This is a genomic window from Chondromyces apiculatus DSM 436, assembly GCF_000601485.1.
Classification (GTDB): domain Bacteria; phylum Myxococcota_A; class Polyangia; order Polyangiales; family Polyangiaceae; genus Chondromyces; species Chondromyces apiculatus.
In genome coordinates this window covers 61849-77408 of the sequence record NZ_ASRX01000034.1, presented here as the reverse complement: position 1 = coordinate 77408, position 15560 = coordinate 61849, and the positions used below count along the sequence as shown (strand labels likewise).

The following is a 15560-nucleotide window of genomic DNA, read 5'->3' as shown; positions in this document are numbered from 1 at the left end:
GGGGCGGGGGCGCAGGGGGGTGGGACTGGCGCGGCTGGCGTGGGTCAGGACAGGGGGGCTTACAAGCGCCCGCTGATCGAGATGCCAGGGCGCAAGCCGACAGAAGGGGGCGGGATGCCCGCGCGAGGCGGCAGGGGCGCAGGGGGCGCAGGGGGCGCTGGCGGAGACGGGGGCGGAGATGTCGGTAGAAGCGGCGGCGGCAACGCGCGCGGATCTGCCGGTGAGAGCTTCGAAGAGGCGCGGGGGGGGGCGGCTGGGGGCACCGGGCAAGCACCAGGCGGCAGCGCGGGCGTGGAGGACAAGCCGAGGATGCCAAGGACGTCGGCGCCACCGCCGCAACGGCCCGTGGGGCGCAACTTGCCTCCGCCGCCGATGCCGTCGACCCGTCCGGAGGCAACGGCGGTGCTCCCGGGAGCAGCAGTGCCCGAGGCGCCGCGTTACGCGCAGGGCGTGGGTCGCTCGGGGTGGTCGCCGCGCGCCGAGGAAGCGGCGGCGCTCGGGATGGGCCACGCAGCGGTGGCTCCAGGCGCGGGGAACGGTGGAGCGCACGAGGTTGCGGCTGGCGCGGGGACGCATGGCGCGGGGGACGCTGCGGGTGGGATGGTGGCGGCCGCGGCAGGAGCGTCGTCGGAGCGCGGGGAAGGTGGGATCCCGATCACGCAGCCCGCCGGGGGCGTGGCGCCGCGCGAGGAGGCGGGGGGTGGCCAGCAGGACGGTCGGCCCGGAACCGGACGCGTGTGGTCGAAGGGGGAGCTGGGGTCGGGGCCGGTGGTGGAGACGCTGGCATCGGCGCTGATTCCCCGGGATCTGGACGGTGCGACGCCGCCTGCAGGTGCGGTGGCGCCGGTGGAGGTGGTGGGGGAGGATCGCCCCGGGGTGCCAGGCGCGCGGTGGCGCCGGAGCCTGAGCGGGGCGGGGGGGACGGGCGCGGCGGTGGCAGTCGGCGCGATGGCGCGGAACGGGTCGGACGCGGGGGTGCGGGTCGGGCAGCAGACGGGTTCGATGGGCGCGGTGGGGGCCGGCGCACCCGGGGCCGCCGTGGCGGCAGGGACGCCAGGGTTCACGGCGATGCAGGCGCCAGAGGGCGGGCTGGGCGAAGCCGGCAACACGGGCGCGGATAGCTGGTCCGAGGCGATGCGGCCCGGTGGGTCGGTGATGCGGGCACACGTGCGGGTGCCGGTGTCGTCGCTGATCGGGACGGGCGGGACGCTGATCCTGCTGGTGGTGTTCGCGTTCATGGCAGGGCGCTGTTCGGTGGGGGAGCGGGAGCGGCCCGTGGCGCAAGCGGCGGTCGGCGATGCGGTGCTGCGGGCACGGATGGGGGTGCCGGAGCCGCCGAGGCCTTGCTGGGTGTCGCGGCAACCACGGCGGTGGGCGCCGCTGGTGGAGCGGGGCGTGCCGTTCGACGTGGCCTCCGGTGGGAGCGGGGCGCTGCTCGTGGGGTACGCGCGGGCGCCGAAGGAAGCCGTGGGGCTGGAGGTGGATCTGGCGAAGGGCGGGGTGGCCGAGAGCTTTTCGCAGTCCGGAGAGAACGGGGTGGCGCGGGTGTTTCCGACGCCAGGAGGCGCGGAGAAGTTCGTGGTGACGCTGGAGGCGCAGGGAGGCATCCGGTCGCCGGTGCACTCGGGGGGCGCGCGTCCGCTGGTGGTGGGGTTCGGGGAGGGGGGGATCGTCGCGGCAGAGCGGGCCGAGGGGCCGACGTCGGTGGTGTGGCCCGTGAGCGGCGCGGATGGGGAGGCGATGCGGCTGGTGAGCGCCGGGGAGCAGGGGCACGCGGTGCTGCTGCGCCGGGAAGGGGCGGTGTGGGGGGGATGGATGGGGCCGGGGCGAGAGGCGGTGGGGCCGCTCGTGAAGGTGGAGGGGTCCGGAGGATCGGTGGGGAAGCCGTCGCTCGGGTGGAACGGGCGCGAGGCGGCGGTGGTGTTCGCGGATCGGGGCGGGGAAGGGAAGGCGTGGGAGATCCGGCTGGGTCGGGCGCCGTTCGGGCAGATGCCGGCGACGACGGCGGTGCTGCCGCTGCCTGAAGGTGGGCCCGGCGGGGATGCGTTCGCGCCAGACATCGCAGGGCTGCCGGATGGGCGGTGGCTGCTGGTGTGGACCGAGGGGCAAGCCGGGAGCAGGGCGATGCGGGCACAGACGCTGGCGCCCGATCTGTCGCCGATCGGAGATCCGATGGCGCTGTCGCCGCCGGCAGGGAACTTCGGGCAAGGGATGATGGGTGTGGCAGGGGGCTACGTGGGCGCCGTGTTCCTGTCGAAGCCTGCTGCGACCTACGAGCTGTGGGGAGTGGTGCTGCAATGCGGATGATGCGCGGGGCGCGGCGCGCGTGGGGGGCAGGGCTCGGTGCGCTGCTGATGGTCGGGGGGATGGCGGTGGGGCCAGCAGGATGCGGGGGGGCGGCGCCATCGCAGATCGAGCGCGGGACGGCGCCCTCGACAGGGCAGGCGCCCTACGATGCGTTCTTCCAGGAGGTGCTGGCGATCCAGGAGGAGACGCTGGAGGCCGGGAAGACGACGTCGGGTGCGCAGGTGGGGCTGGGGCGGTCGCTGGGGCTCGCGGAGACGGCGAGCGGCGATGCGGTGGTGGAGGCGTCGCGCGCGCGGGCGGCGACGCTGCGCGAGGAGGGGGTGCTGCTTCACCTGGAGCTGACGCCGGAGGTGAAGGTGGTGCGCTCCGTGGAGAAGAAGGGGAAGCTCGCGGACGAGGCGAAGGGGGTGCTGGACGCGATGGAGGCGTCGGTGAAGGGGGCGATGGCGATCTCGAAGCAGTTCGGGGACTACGCGGGGAGGACGGCGGCGCTGGAGAAGAAGCGCGCGACGCTGGAGCAGGAGCTGTCGACGGCGTTCTCGGGCGACAAGCGGCGCGATGTGCAGCGGGAGCTGGAGGCGGCAGGGAAGGTGCTGGCCGAGGTGCAGGAAGAGAACGGGCTGCAGGCGGCGATGGCGTCGAAGTTCGTGCTGGACCTGGCGCTGGCGGTGGAGACGGGCGCAGGGTCGGGGGCTCCGGGAGGCGACAAGAAGCGCGGAGGGGCGGGGGCCGGTGGGCGTCCAGCAGGGCGCCCTGCGGGGCGTCCAGCAGGGACCGGTGGGCCTCCGCCCGCGTCAGGGCCAGCGCCGACGCCGCCGCCGAAGCCCGCGGGTGGTGACGACTTCGAGCCGTGAGGTGAGCGGGACGCCTGTTTCGAGGGCGAAGGGACGCCTATCCTCCGGGCCCGCGCGCGGTCTTGTGGTACGCCTGGGCTTCCTCGCGATGAACCGTTCCTCCTCGCTCGCTCAGGTCGCTTCGGGCTCGGTGCTGGTGGCGCTCACGCTCGCGCCAGGAGTCGCGGCGGCGCAGGCGTCGCCGCTGTCGCGGGCGGTGGTGGTGGGGGGCTGGTCGTTCAGGCCCGAGATCGAGGTGCGGACGCGCGCGGAGGTGCGGACCGATCCCGTCGATACGGGGGGCGATGTGTACGGGTCGAGCGCGGTGCTGGCCGAGGGGTTCGGGACGACGCTGCCGCCCATCGCAGAGACGCGGGCGGAGACGGACTCGCAGTGGATCGTGGGGGAGCGGGCGCGGATCGGCCTGACGGTGGATCGGGGGCCGCTGACCGGGGTGTTCACGCTGCAGGACGCGCGGCTCTGGGGGAGCACGGAGACGATCTTCCTGGGAGCAGGGCAGTCGGAGCTGCCGTCGACGGCGCCCTGGGAGGCGTACCTGGACGTGCACACGCGCTCGGGGAGGCGGGCGTTCTTCCGGATGGGAAGGCAGCGCGTGGTGTGGGGCGATGGGCGGCTGCTCGGGGAGAGCGACTGGGCGTTCACGCCGCGGTCGCTGGACGCGCTGCGGTTCGGGGTGCAGCTCGGGGACATCGATCTGGAGGCGATGGCGTCGCTGCTGAGCGCGCCAGGGGCGACGCCGCCCTCGGTGGCGGGGACGCGCAAGCCGATCACGGAGGGGACCGGGGCGCAGCTCTACGGGCTGGACGCGGTGTGGCATGTGGCGCCGTTGCTGCAGCTCGAGGTGACGGGGCTGGCGCGCGTGGTGCGCGAGCCGAGGCCGAGCTGGCTGACGCCGGGCGATACGTTCGTGGTCGATGCGCGCGTGTTCGGAGAGCACCGCGGGTTCAGCTACGCCGCAGAAGGGGCCTACGAGTTCGGGCGGGTGGCGACGTACGGTGACGATCGGCCGCTGTCGGCGTTCGCGCTCGCTGCGCGTGCCGGGCTGGAGACCGCGCTGCCATGGCACCTGACCTTCGGCGCGCGCGGGGCGTATGCGTCCGGAGACGATGGGGAGCTGGAGCCCGGAGAGACGCAGACGCGCTTCGATCCGATCCTGCCCGACGAGCGGCGGAACATCGGGTTGATGGGGCTCTACGGGTGGTCGAACCTGATCGAGGGCTCAGGGACGGTGGAGGTGCGGCCGGTCGAGGAGCTGTCGGTGCGCGCGGGGTACACGTTCGCGGCGCTGGCGCAGTCGTCGGGGCGGTGGGTGACGGCGCGGTTGCTGCCGGTGGGGGCCGTGGCCGAGAACGGGTCGCGGGTGCTCGGACACGAGGTGGACGCGATCGTGTCGCTGACGCCATGGGAGCCGCTGCGGCTCGAAGCGGGCTACGGGCTGTTCCTGTTCGGAGAAGGTGGCAAGGCGATCCTCACCGCAGCGAACCGGCCCGCCGACATGCAGCACTTCGGCTACCTGCAAGCGACGCTCCGCGCTCCGTAAAGCAAAGAGCCCCGAGGCGCTCGGCCTCGGGGCTCTCGTCACACGTTGCGATCCTGGTTCAGGTGCTCGGGGCGGGCTTGGGGGCGCCGAAGATGCTGGCCGCGCGGCGCTTCTCCTTCGCGGCGCGCTCGCGGTCGGCGTAGGTCGGGATGATCACCCGGTCGCGCTTGGGCAGCTCGCGGCCCCCGGCGATGGCGTCGACCTCCTCGGCGTCGAGGGTCTCGCGCTCGAGCAGGGCCGTCGCGAGCTTCTCGAGGGTGTCGCGCTGCTCGCTGAGCATGCGCCGCGCCTCGTTGTAGGCGTCCATCACGAAGCGACGGACCTCGTCGTCGATCTGGTTGGCGATGGTCTCCGAGTAGTCGCGGCGGCGGCTGGTGAAGTCGCGGCCGAGGAACACGGACTCCTCGTCGGAGGCGTAGGAGATCGGTCCGATGACCTCGCTCATGCCGAACTCGGTGACCATGCGGCGCGCCAGGTTCGAGGCCTGCTTGATGTCGTTGCCAGCGCCCGTGGTGAACTGACCGAAGACGAGCTCCTCGGCGACGCGGCCGCCCATGAGCACCGCGAGGCGCGCCTTGGCGAAGTCGCGCGACATGCTGAGGCGGTCCTCCTTGGGGAGCTGCTGGGTGAGGCCGAGCGCGGGGCCACGGGGGATGATGGTGACCTTGTGCACCGGGTCGGCGTGCGCTTCGAGCAGCTTGGCGACGAGGGCGTGGCCCGCCTCGTGGTACGCGGTGGTCTTCTTCTCGTCCTCGCTGATGACCATGCTGCGGCGCTCGGCGCCCATGAGGACCTTGTCCTTGGCCATCTCGAAGTCGGCCATGGTGACCATGTCCTTGTCCTGGCGCGCGGCGAGCAGGGCCGCCTCGTTGACCAGGTTCTCGAGATCGGCGCCGACGAAGCCAGGCGTGCCGCGGGCGAGGATGTCGAGGTCGACGTCGGTGCCCAGGGGGACCTTCTTCGTGTGGACGCGGAGGATGCCCTCGCGGCCACGGACGTCGGGGCGGTTGACCACGATGCGGCGGTCGAAGCGGCCAGGCCGCAGGATCGCGGGATCGAGGACGTCAGGGCGGTTCGTGGCGGCGACGATGATGACGCCCTCGTTCGACTCGAAGCCGTCCATCTCGACGAGGAGCTGGTTCAGGGTCTGCTCGCGCTCGTCGTGGCCACCGCCGAGGCCCGCGCCGCGGTGCCGGCCCACGGCGTCGATCTCGTCGATGAAGATGATGCAGGGCGCGTGCTTCTTGCCCTGCTCGAAGAGGTCGCGCACGCGGCTCGCGCCGACGCCGACGAACATCTCCACGAAGTCGGAGCCGGAGATGGAGAAGAACGGCACGCCAGCCTCGCCAGCGATTGCCTTGGCGAGCAGGGTCTTGCCGGTGCCAGGGGGGCCCATCATGAGCACGCCCTTGGGGATGCGGCCGCCGAGCTTCTGGAACTTCTTCGGGTCCTTGAGGAACGCGATGATCTCTTCCAGCTCGTCCTTGGCCTCGTCGATGCCGGCGACGTCGGCGAAGGTGATCTTGTTCTGCGCTTCGCTGAGGAGGCGCGCGCGCGACTTGCCGAAGCTCATCGCCTTGCCGCCGCCCGCCTGGAGCTGACGCATGAACAGGTAGAACATGACCAGGAGGAAGACCATCGGCAGGATGGTCACGAGAGCGCCCGACCAGAAGGGCGAGGCGTCTTCCTTCTCGAAGCTGACCGCGACCTTGTTGTCGTAGAGCAGCTTGGTGAGCTGGTCGGCGTCGTCAGGGCCGATGGTCACCTTCTTGGTCTTGGAGCCGGTCTTCGGATCCTTGACCCAGAACGTGTACTCGCGCTCCTTGATGGTGACGGACTCGACGTGGGGCTCCGCCTCCCGATCCTTGACCTGGACCTGGGTCATGAAGTCGCTGAACGCCACGGGCGTGGCGGGTGGTCGATCCGGGCTCAAGAACTGCCAGATCGCCAGGAACATCATGATCAGCAAAACCCAGAGCAGCAGCGTCTTATGCGATTGCTTCACGAGGGACCTCAGGGCTCGCGATGACGAGCCGCCACGTCTTTAGAGGGTACGCGTGTTCCTGCCATCATGCCACCAGCGAGGCTCCGCCCCCGGCGCGTGGAGCGACTGGCGCCCGGACGGTGGCTGCCGTCCAGCGCGGGATCAGGGCCTGCGGCGCGTCTGCCATTCCTCAATAAGCACGGTTTGCCGTTCCGGAAAGGCCGGGTCGAACACTCTATCCCCTTGGACCCGCAACTGGACAGGGACGCCGCGTTTGCGGGCCTTCTCGGCTGCCAGGCGCTGGGCACGCCCCAGGACGAGGGGTGGCGCAGGATCGTCCGGTCGGTCGGACGCCAGCATGTCGGAGAGAGCACAGAGGTGCTGAACGAGCTGCGGCGAGAGCTCTTCGAGCAGTGGGATGACCTCGCGGCGGACACGGGTGCGGAGAAAGCGGGGGTCGGCGTTGCTCGGGTCGTCCGCGAAGGGGATGTCGTGGCGACGGAGGTGGGCGAGGACGTCGCTGCGGCGCGCCAGCAGGAGGGGGCGGATGAGATCGAGGCCGGGCTCCGGGGGGAGCGAGGCGCTGGGAGGAAGGACCGCCAGGCCTCGGGGGCCAGCCCCGCGGAGGAGGCGGATGAGGAAGGTCTCGGCCCGGTCATCGGCGGTGTGGCCGGTGGCGATGGCTCTGGCGCCAGCAGCACGGGCGGCTGCGGCCAGCGCGGTGCGTCGTGCGTCACGGGCGCGGGCCTGGAGGTTGGGGCCCGGGGCGAGGTCCACACGGGTGATGGCGAAGGGGATGTCGAGGCGGGCGGCGAGGGCGGCGGCGAGGGCAAGCTCGGACGAGGCAGCCGGGCGGAGGCCGTGATCGACGCCGTGCGCGAGGACGCGGTGGCCGAGGCGAGGCTGGAGGAGGGCGAGGACGTGGAGGAGGGCGGTGGAGTCGGGGCCGCCAGAGCAGGCGCAGAGGACCACGTCGCCGCGGGTGAGGAGGGCTTCGTCGCGGAGGAGGCGCTCGGCAAGGCGGCGAAGCGAGGGGGGGTGGGAGCGGCCGCGCTGTGGCGGGCGTGGAACAGGTGCGGTCAACGCATCACCCGAGCTCGAAGGCCTTGCAGAAGATCACCTGGTCACGGTCGGCGAGCCGGGGAGAGAGGTGGGGAGCGATGGGGAAGCCGAGGGCGCAACGGGGCGGGTCGCGAGGTTCGTCGGGAGCGCCGGGCTCGAAATAGGCGCAGTCGGGGCAGGCGAAGAGGAGGTGGTAGCGCTCGGCTTCCTCGCGCAGGCGGGCATCGACGCGGTGGATCATGCAGAGGTCACGATAGCGCAGGCGCGCGCGAGGGGCGGTGGCGCGCGAGGCGGACGATGGTCTCGATGTGGCTGGTCTGGGGGAAGAGTTCGACGGCTTCGAGGTGGGTGATGACCAGGCCGGACGCGAGGAGGGGGACAAGGTCGCGGGCGAGGGTGGCGGGGTTGCAGGAGACGTAGACCACCGCGCGCACGCTGGAGGCGGCGATGGCTGCTGCAGCGCCAGAGGCGCCGGCGCGCGGGGGGTCGAGGATGACGACGTCGGCGCGCGGGGGGACGGGGGTGGCGTCGGCGTCGGCGACGACGACCTTGCCCGCGAGGCCGCGGGCGGAGAGGTTCTCGCGGAGGCAGGCGGCAGCTTCGGCGCCGTGCTCGACGGCCACGAAGGAGGCGAGGTCCGCGCCGGAGGGGCCACGGGCGAGGAGGATGGAGAGCGTGCCGCTGCCGGCGAAGAGCTCGAGGACGTGCATGGGGCGCGCGGGGAGGTCGAGCCACGCGAGATCGGCGACGCGCTTGGCGAGGACGGAGGCGCCTTCTTCGGAGGGCTGTCCGAAGCCGCCCGCGGCGAGAAGGAGGGGCGCGCCATCGGCGCCCTGAAGGACGGGGCGCGGATCGCCGAAGGAGGCGGGGCGGGAGACACCTTCGAGGGAGACCCGGGCGCCGGCCCAGGTGCCCTCGGCAATGCGCTGGTCGAGCATGCTCCAGGTGGTGGGCGGGAGATCGCCGCTCCAGAGGATCTCGACGACGGGGCGTCCACCCTGGCCCGCGGCGATGAGGACGTCGCCCTCGCCGGTGGCGCCGGCGAGGAGGGTGGGCAGCTCGCGCAGGAGCGGATCGAGCGCGGGGTGCAGCACGAGGCAGCGGTCGACGGAGGCGAGGAGGTGCGAGCTGGAGGCGCGGTAACCGACCTCGACGCGCGGGGGCTTTCCCGGAGGAGGAGGGGGCTTCTTGAAGGCGCGGGGGGCGCCGCCACGGCCGGCCTTGGCGAAGAGGCGCGCGCGGGTGCGGTAGCCGAGGGGCTGCAGCGCGGGGTGGACGTGGATCGGGGGGAGGTCGTCGACCGCTGTGGCGCGGGAGATGGCGCGGCGAATCAGCTCCGCGTGGGCGTCTTGCTGGGTCGAGGGAGAGAGGTGCATCCAGTCACAGCCGCCGCAGGTCTCGACGAAGGTGCACGGGGGGGTGATGCGCCCGGGGCCCGCGGTGAGGATCTTCAGGAGCTTGCCGCGCGCGGGGTGCGCAGCGCGGTCGATGTCGACCTCGACGACGTCACCCGGCGCAGCGCCTGCGACGAAGACGACCTCGCCTTGCTCGGTGCGCGCGACGCCTGCTCCACCTGCCGCGAGTTCATGGATCGAGAGCGCGACGCGGCTCCCGGTTGCGCGATCACGGCGGGAGCTGCCGCCGCCGCGCCCGACGTGCTTCTTCATTTCATGCTGATGCGCTGCGCGGTGACCGAGCCGGAGACGACGATCACCGAGATCACTTTCTTCGTGGAGCCCTTGCGGCCCGTGATGCGGTGCTGCCCGGGCGCGGCCGAGGCGCGGAGGACGGGCGAGGCGCCGAGGCTGCGGCCGTTGTCGAGCACCTCGTCGCACTGCGGGTCGCAGTGGACGGTGAGGAAGCCGGGAGCTTCCTTGGGCTCGCTCGTGGTGGCCGCCGCAGGGGTGGGGGCGACGGCTGCCGTGCGGTTCGTGCTCACGGCTGGCGCGGCTGGCGCGGCCGCGGCGGCAGCGGGTGCCGCAGGAGAGGCCGCCGCCGTCGTGGCGCCAGCCGCGGGCTGGGGCTCGGCTGCCGGCGAGGGCGCAGGGGCCGGCGCAGGCACCGCGGCCGCGACGGGCACGGTGGGCGCCTGCGGCACGGCGGCGTTCGCGGAGGTCGCGGCCGAGACGCTCGGGGGCGGCGCCTGCTTCTGCATCTTGAAGTAGACCAGCGCGATGATGCCGATGAGGCACAGCGCGGTCAGCGCGACGACGGCGATGATCACGCCGGTGTTGCGGCGCTGTCCGCGCTTCGCGGCGTCCTGCTGCGCCATCCAGAGCGCGGTGGGATCGGGGCGCGGGAGCGAGAGCGCGGTCTCGATCTGGGACTGCGGTCCCTGGCCCGGCGGGTACTGCATGGGGTAGCCCGGCGCCATGGGAGGCTGCAGGCCATTCGGCGGGAGCCCCCCCGGCGCGGGGCCGAAGGTGGGAGCACCGCCGGGGCGCGTCGCCGGGAAGCCGGTCTGCGAAGCCTGCGGCGATCCATAGCCCTGGCCGTTGCCGTACGGCGGAGCGCCGAAGCTCGGACCCTGCATGCCCGTCTGAGCCCCCGGGGGAGGTCCGAAGTTGGGCCGCCCCCGATCGCCCTGCGACGCAGACGGCATGGCGGCGTTGCTCGGGAGCGCGAGGGTCGCGCCGAGATCGTCGTCGCGTTCGTCGAGCGCAGACTGCGGGTACGGCGGCGGAGGCTGGGAGTACGGGCTGCCCGGCGGACGCCCACCGTAAGGCCCCGGAGCGGGTCCGGCCGTCATGGGGAACTGGATGGTCGCTGCAGCAGGACGGGCCGCTCCGCCCGGGGGGCCGCCGCCGGTGGGCTGGGTGTGCATGGGCCTCGGCCCGCCCATGCCGGGCGGGGGTCCGCCCATGCCGTGGTTGGGCGCGGGCATGCCCGCCGCAGGGCGGGGGCCGAGCCGATCGGGACCTGCAGAGCGCGGCTCGATCTGATCGCGGTTGGCGACGGTCGTGGGGACGTCCTCGTCGTCGTCCATCAGCGAGCTCGCGGCCATCTGGGACTCGACCTGCGCGCCGCGTCCGATGGGGCCGATCCCGCTCGCGGGCGATCCGGTCGAGCGAGGGGCGTTGCCTCGGGGACGGCGGAGATCGTCGTCGTCGTCGGCACCGTGGCTGCTGTGGCCCGTGTGGCCCGTGTGGCCACCACCCGAGCCGCCGCCGCTGCCGGGCGCGAGGCCCTTCAGCTGATCGACGTTGATGGTGGAGGTGACCTCCGCGGCCCACGCGAGGTGCTGCTCGCGCTTCTGGATGCGGTCGGCGAAGACCTGCCGCACGAACTGCGCGACCTCCTCGGGGCCGACGTACGCGCCCATGCGCATGAGGAAGTTCTGGAGCGCCCGGGAGAACTCGCGCGCCGTCGCGAAGCGCTGGTTCCTGTCCTTGGCGAGCGCCTTGAGGACGATGGCTTCGAGCTCCAGCGGGTAGTTCGGGACGATGCTGGAGGGCCGCGGGACCTCGCATTTCTGCACCTTCTCGAGCGTGTCGAGATCGGTGTCCATCCGGAACAGGCGCTGGTTCGTGGTCAGCTCCCAGAGGACCACGCCGAGCGCGAAGATGTCGGTCGTGCGATCGATGTCCTTCACGCCCGAGACCTGCTCGGGCGACATGTACGCGAGTTTGCCCTTCAGCGTGCCGGCCCGGGTGGACGAGAGGCGGTCGGCGACCTTGGCGATGCCGAAGTCGACGACCTTGGTGTAGCCGTCGTACGTGATGAACAGGTTGTGGGGCGTGACGTCGCGGTGCACGAGGCCGAGGAGCTGGCCGTTCTTGCCGCGCAGCTCGTGAGCGGCATGGAGGCCCTCTGCGGCGTCGGCGCACATCCGCGCCGCGAGCTCCGGCGCGAGCTGGAGACCACGCTCCTCCGCGCGGCGCATGACCTCGCGGAGCGGCTCGCCGTGGAGGTACTCCATGGCGATCCAGTAGGTGTTGTCGTCTTTGCCGAGATCGAAGACCTGGGCGACGTTGGCGTGGTTGATGCCAGCGGCGATGCGCGCCTCGTCGAGGAACATGTCGACGAACTGGTCATCCTCGACGAGGTGCGGATGGATGCGCTTGATCGCGACCCATTTCTGGAATCCGCCGGGACCATCCATGCGCGCGAGGTGCACGCTCGCCATCCCCCCGACGCCGATCTCGTCGACTACCCGGTAGCGACCAAGGAAGAACGTGCCGGGGTTTTTGTCGGACTCCTTCGTGCGCGAGGAGCTGCTGGTCGACCCGGTGCTGGTTGGTCCGCCCATACGTGCAGCGGGTCGAGGCGGAGGTTGGGCCATGAGTAAACGCTACTTTACCGCGAGAGCGCGGCACTTCGCCACGTTGTAGGGAAGCGGCGTCGTCAGCAGGGTGTCGTCCTCCATGCTGTCCGGTCCCTGGTCCGGTCCCTGGTCCGGTCCCCAGTCAGGTCCCTGGTCCGGTCCCCAGTCAGGTCCCTGGTCGCTCCGGCCGTCGTTCTGCCCTTCGCTCCGCCCGCCCTTCCAGACGTCGCTCCGGGAAGCCTGGGCGCGGGGCAGGCGGTTGTCCCACAGGTGGGACATTGGCGGACGAGCCTCTGGGCGCGCGTGGGACGGAGCGTCAGGGGAAGGGTTGTCCCGGTTGCCCACGCTCGAAGTAGAAACGGAAGTATCCGGTGAGGTGTGACTGACGCTCCTCGGGAATCTCGTCGGGCGGGGCGCCCACCTCGATGTCGCGCGGGTCGCCGACCCAGACGTCGAAGGTCGCATCCGTGTACTTCTCGTCGGCATCCTTCTCGTGAGGATCGCCGCTGAACAGCTCCTCGAAGACGATGCTGCCACGCACCGCGTAGAGCACCACGTTCTGGTTGTGGCAGGACTGCTGCAAGTACAGCGACATGTGCACGAGCGAGGCCTCGCCGTCCGGGCCGAGCGGCAGAGAGCCAGGAGGCTGGACGCCGACGGGCAGTCCCACGGGCAGCTCGACACCGAGCATGCTGGTCCGGATGGACTCGATGTCGTCGACCAGGATCCCGAGGCCGTCGGAGACCTCCGCGAGGTCGGTGCCGCGCTGCAGGCGGATCTGGAGGGTCGAACGGTAGGGAACGGCGGCGAAGAAGTCGGGCTGGAGATCGTAGGTGGTATCCCAGCACTCGTGCGCGACGAGGCGGTCGCTGGACACCTTGCCCTCTCCCTGACCGAGGGAGCACCCCGCCGCGGCGAGCGCGAGGGGCGCAGACAGAGCGAGGCCGAGCTGGCGGAGTTTCAAGGCGCCACCTCGGCAGCCTGGGTGGGCACTGCCGCTGCCGATGCAGCCATCGCGGACACCGGGAGGGCCGCCCGGATGGTCCCACCTCCGAGAACACGATCGCCGCGGTAGGCGACCGCGACCTGGCCGGGGGAGACCGCGCGCACCGGCGAGACGAACGACACGACGAAGCTCCAGGCACCTGACGCATCGCGCCGCCGCTCCACGATCGCCGGGGCTGCCTCGTGGCGTGCACGGACGCGCACGTCGGCCACGAGAGGGAAGGACACGTCGTCGTCCCACACCGTATCCACGATCTCGGCGCCGCCCGCGTGGAGGTCTGCCTCGTCGCCGAGCTTCACCGTGGCGCTGGAGGCGTCGAGTCCCACCACGAAGGCCGGACGGCCCAGGGCCACGCCGAGGCCCTTGCGCTGGCCGACCGTGAAGGCGTGCACGCCTTGATGGGCGCCCACCACCCGTCCATCACCGTCCAAGATGGGGCCCGGTCGAACCCGATCCACCGCGCGCTCGGCGACGAAGGCGTCATAGCGCCCGCTGGGGATGAAGCAGAGCTCCTGGCTCTCGCCCTTCGTGGCACCGGGAAGGCGGCGGGCGATGGCCTCTGCGCGCACCTCTTCCTTGGTCGCGTCGCCGAGGGGGAGGATCAGGCGTGAGAGTTCGTGCGCGCGGAGCATGTGGAGGAAGTAGCTCTGATCCTTGTGCCGATCCCGACCCCGGTGGAGCCTGGCGACGCCGCTCGCGTCGCGCTCCACCCGGGCGTAGTGGCCGGTGGCGATGCTCTCGGCGCCGAGCCGATCCGCCAGCGCGAACAGCTCCCGGATCTTCACCGAGCGGTTGCAGGACACGCACGGGCTCGGCGTACGGCCTTCGAGGTAGGCGTCGACGAAGGGCGCGACCACGTGCTCCTGGAAGAGGGCGCGGCGATCGAAGGTGTAATGCGGGATGCCCAGGGTGTCGGTCACGCGGCGCGCGTCATGCTGATCCTCGGGCGCGCAGCAGCGCCCTTTCACCCCGTCGTCGGGGTAGTCCCAGAGGTGGAGCGTCACCCCCACGACGTCGTGACCGGCGTCGCAGAGGCGCGCGGCCGCCACGGAGGAGTCGACCCCCCCGCTCATCGCGACCAGGACCCGGTTCTTGCCAGCCGGAGCAGCCATCGTCTCCCCCGTTATAGCCGAACCGACGGGGGCAGGGCGACCTGACGGCTCCGTATTCCTGGGGCAAGGCCTCGTACCCCGGTCGACGCCGCATCGGGCAGAGGAGGTCAGGCCCGCCGTCCGGACGTGAGCGCGCCCGCATGGCGCCACGTAAGGCCACCACGCGGACGCCAGCGAACGCCAGCGAACGCCGCATAGAGGTGAGCGCCCCCGCGCTGGGAGGGAGCGCGGGCGGATCCGCCTTGGCCTTCTCGGAGGGCCACGTGTACCTTCGTCGACCCATGCCTAGCGGGGTCGTGCTCGTGATCGAGGACGATGAGTGGGTCGCGCGCCTGCTCAACACGGCGATCCGCGAGGCGGGTTACGAGGTGGCCGTGCGCGACACGGCCGAGAGCGGGCTCGCCGCGGCGTGCACCCTGGAGCCCGAGGCGATCGTCTGCGACATCGATCTGCCCGATCACGACGGCTACTGGGTGGCGCGCGGCGTGCGCATGCACCCCTCGCGGGTCTCCGTGACCCCGTTCCTCTTTCTCTCCAGCCTCGACGACCAGGAGTCTCGCCTCCAGGGCTTCCACGTGGGGGCCGACGTCTACATGACGAAGCCTTTCCGCGTGGGCGAGGTGGTCGCGCAGATCGGGGCCCTGGTGCAGATGGCATCGCGGCTGCGGCACCGCCGGGAGAGCTTGCTTTCCATCCCACCCGCAGCCGAGCAGATGGCGATCGAGGGGGACCTCGGCCAGCTCTCCGTGGCCACCGTGCTCACGGTGCTGGAGATGGAGCGGCGCACCGGGATCTTCGAGGTGACGAGCAAGAAGCGGCGCGCGCGGATCGAGCTCGCCGAGGGCGCCATCGCCCGGGGGACCGTCGGCGCGGTCGAGGTCACCCCGCTCGCGGCGCTGCGCAGCATCCTCTCGTGGAAGGTCGGGCGGTTCTCGTTCCTCCCCGTCGACGTGGCGCCTCCCTCCGAGCGGCGCTCGGTGGCCGCTTACCTGCTCGAAGCGACGCGCCTCGAAGACGAGAGTGGGCGGCCAGAGCTGGATCTGCCGCCATCACGGCGCAGGCCAGAGCTGAAGCTCGCGACCACGGCGCTCGGCGGCCCTCCTCCTTCACCCGAGGACTACTCACCGCCCTCGTCACGCGCGCTACGCCCGAACCCCGCGGTGGTCATCTCGGGAGAGAACCCTCCTTCGTTCGAGCTGATGCTCGACCTCGATTCAGTCCCCCCCTCGGGCCCCGCGAGCAGCGGACGCCGCGGTGGACCCCCTCCTTCGCTGCGCACGCTGGCGCGCTCGGCCGGCGTGCAGGTGCCCTCGCAGCGCTACGCCTCGCCCATCCCCTCACGGCCAGCGCCGCTCGCACCGCCGCGACCGGCACCGAGGCAGCCCCCCCGGCCCGAGGGGACCTCGAAGAAGCGCTGAGGGCCCGTCCAGG

The 15560-nt window shown here is 72.1% G+C and carries 11 protein-coding genes and 1 pseudogene; 4 read left to right on the top strand and 8 right to left on the bottom strand.

Annotation, left to right across the window (positions count from 1 at the left end; all coding sequences use genetic code 11):
* The 3 genes and pseudogenes from CAP_RS22105 to CAP_RS22095 all read left to right on the top strand — a co-directional run.
* Positions 1 to 2307: pseudogene (locus CAP_RS22105) on the top strand (hypothetical protein); the annotation flags it as partial.
* Complete coding sequence (locus CAP_RS22100; protein ID WP_156041032.1) at positions 2304 to 3161, top strand: hypothetical protein; 858 nt, start codon at positions 2304 to 2306, stop codon at positions 3159 to 3161. The pseudogene CAP_RS22105 and the gene CAP_RS22100, both read left to right, overlap by 4 nt.
* An 88-nt stretch (positions 3162 to 3249) precedes the next feature.
* Positions 3250 to 4701: an alginate export family protein gene (locus tag CAP_RS22095; RefSeq protein ID WP_044244338.1), complete on the top strand. Its 1452-nt coding sequence runs from the start codon at positions 3250 to 3252 to the stop codon at positions 4699 to 4701.
* A gap of 58 nt (positions 4702 to 4759) precedes the next feature.
* Here CAP_RS22095 and ftsH read toward each other — a convergent pair whose 3' ends face one another.
* The 8 genes from ftsH to mnmA form a co-directional block, all read right to left on the bottom strand.
* Positions 4760 to 6706 carry an ATP-dependent zinc metalloprotease FtsH gene (ftsH, locus tag CAP_RS22090; RefSeq protein WP_044244295.1) on the bottom strand — a complete coding sequence of 649 codons (1947 nt, stop codon included), beginning with the start codon at positions 6704 to 6706 and terminating at the stop codon, positions 4760 to 4762.
* Between the two features lie 141 nt (positions 6707 to 6847).
* Entirely contained in the window at positions 6848 to 7768 is a 921-nt protein-coding gene (tilS, locus tag CAP_RS22085) for a tRNA lysidine(34) synthetase TilS (RefSeq protein WP_044244294.1), read from the bottom strand.
* A 4-nt stretch (positions 7769 to 7772) separates the two neighbouring features.
* Positions 7773 to 7988, bottom strand: coding sequence for a hypothetical protein (locus CAP_RS22080; RefSeq protein WP_044244292.1), 216 nt, complete (start codon positions 7986 to 7988; stop codon positions 7773 to 7775).
* A gap of 7 nt (positions 7989 to 7995) precedes the next feature.
* A complete protein-coding gene (locus CAP_RS22075) occupies positions 7996 to 9414 on the bottom strand; it encodes a class I SAM-dependent RNA methyltransferase (RefSeq protein WP_044244289.1) in 1419 nt (472 codons plus the stop codon).
* Positions 9411 to 11996 (bottom strand): serine/threonine protein kinase, encoded by a 2586-nt coding sequence (locus CAP_RS45240; RefSeq protein ID WP_052375647.1) that lies wholly within the window; start codon positions 11994 to 11996, stop codon positions 9411 to 9413. The genes CAP_RS22075 and CAP_RS45240 overlap by 4 nt, the downstream gene beginning before the upstream one ends.
* A 42-nt stretch (positions 11997 to 12038) precedes the next feature.
* The gene (locus tag CAP_RS22065; RefSeq protein WP_044244287.1) at positions 12039 to 12290 is read right to left on the bottom strand and encodes a hypothetical protein; all 252 of its coding nucleotides are present in this window, start codon (positions 12288 to 12290) and stop codon (positions 12039 to 12041) included.
* 37 nt (positions 12291 to 12327) lie between these two features.
* Positions 12328 to 12975, bottom strand: coding sequence for a hypothetical protein (locus CAP_RS22060; RefSeq protein WP_231511614.1), 648 nt, complete (start codon positions 12973 to 12975; stop codon positions 12328 to 12330).
* Positions 12972 to 14129 (bottom strand): tRNA 2-thiouridine(34) synthase MnmA, encoded by a 1158-nt coding sequence (mnmA, locus tag CAP_RS22055; RefSeq protein WP_044244285.1) that lies wholly within the window; start codon positions 14127 to 14129, stop codon positions 12972 to 12974. Before mnmA ends, CAP_RS22060 begins: the two co-directional genes overlap by 4 nt.
* Positions 14130 to 14410: 281 nt before the next feature.
* Between mnmA and CAP_RS22050 the strand changes: the two genes are divergently transcribed.
* Positions 14411 to 15547: a response regulator gene (locus CAP_RS22050; protein WP_044244283.1), complete on the top strand. Its 1137-nt coding sequence runs from the start codon at positions 14411 to 14413 to the stop codon at positions 15545 to 15547.
* The last annotated feature ends 13 nt before the right edge of the window (positions 15548 to 15560 follow it).